Annotated in this window: 1 protein-coding gene; it reads right to left on the bottom strand. The window is 63.6% G+C overall.

Translation table 11 applies throughout. The features are described 5' to 3' along the window. Positions 1 to 77: 77 nt before the first annotated feature. Positions 78 to 1,058, bottom strand: a 981-nt coding sequence (locus ABT116_RS49850) for a sulfatase-like hydrolase/transferase (RefSeq protein WP_351648374.1), incomplete at its 5' end; no start/stop codon positions are given.

Below are 1,058 nucleotides of genomic sequence, written 5' to 3' on the forward strand. Positions count from 1 at the left end.
GACACGACGGGGGCTGACATCTCCGAGTTGGTCGAGCGGGTCATCGCATTGTTGGAAGAACGCGAAGCCACCAGGCCCTAGGGGTTTTCGGTGTCCGACTCGAGATAGCCGCGGTCCGCGCTGTAGGCGGACCGCACGTTGGGTCGGACACCGATCTTTTCGAGATATGCCGCCATGCGGTGCACGGCCATCGCGCTACCCAATGCCTCGTCGGGAAGACGATCATCCGTTTCGGCGCGCCACGTGTGAAGCTGCGAGGACAATTCCGCCTGTACCGCCGACACTTCCGGTCGATCGATCAGATTGATCTTCTCGTCAGGGTCGGACCGCAGGTCGTACAGCTCCCGAGGCGCACGTACCGCCAGATGCTCGGTGCCGAGCGCCTTTCCGGAGAGACTGTCCTCGATGTCGAGCGGTAGATCCAGAGCCGGGCGGACGGCGTAGTTCTCGATATAGCTGTAGTCCTTGGTGCGCACCGCTCGAATGGGATCGAAGCTGTCGTGAAAGGTCTTCTCCGTGAACAAGGAAGTCCGGACGGGCTCGGAAGGCTGGGTTCCACGATCGACGAGGGCATCGGCGTGCGAGCGCCCTTCCACCTCGGTGGGGACGTCGATTCCGAGCAGATCGAGAATGGTCGGAACAAGATCCACACCACTGAACAGTGTCTCGTATTCCTTTCCGCCACTGCGATACCGAGCCGGAGGGCGAGCGATCAACGCAATTCCGGTACCCGGGGCGTAGAGCGTCGACTTGGCACGCGGGAACGCGGCGCCGTGATCGGTGAGGAAGAAGACCCACGTGTTCTCGTCGAGCCCCTCTTCCTCGAGCGTCCCGAGCAGTTCCCCCACCGCGGCGTCGGCCACCTCTACGCTGCCGTGGAATTCGGCCAGATCCTCGCGCACCTGTGGCACGTCCGGAAGGTATCCGGGGACCTCCAGGGCTGCGGTGTCCGCCGGGGTATAGCGATCGGCGGGGTACGGGCGATGCGTTTCGAAGAATCCCGTGGCCGACGGTGAGGTTGCGGACCTTCTCCACGACGACGCCGCCCTCGAGACCAC

Origin of the sequence: Streptomyces sp. NPDC002130 (genome assembly GCF_040296465.1) — a bacterium.
Classification (GTDB): Bacteria; Actinomycetota; Actinomycetes; order Streptomycetales; family Streptomycetaceae; genus Streptomyces.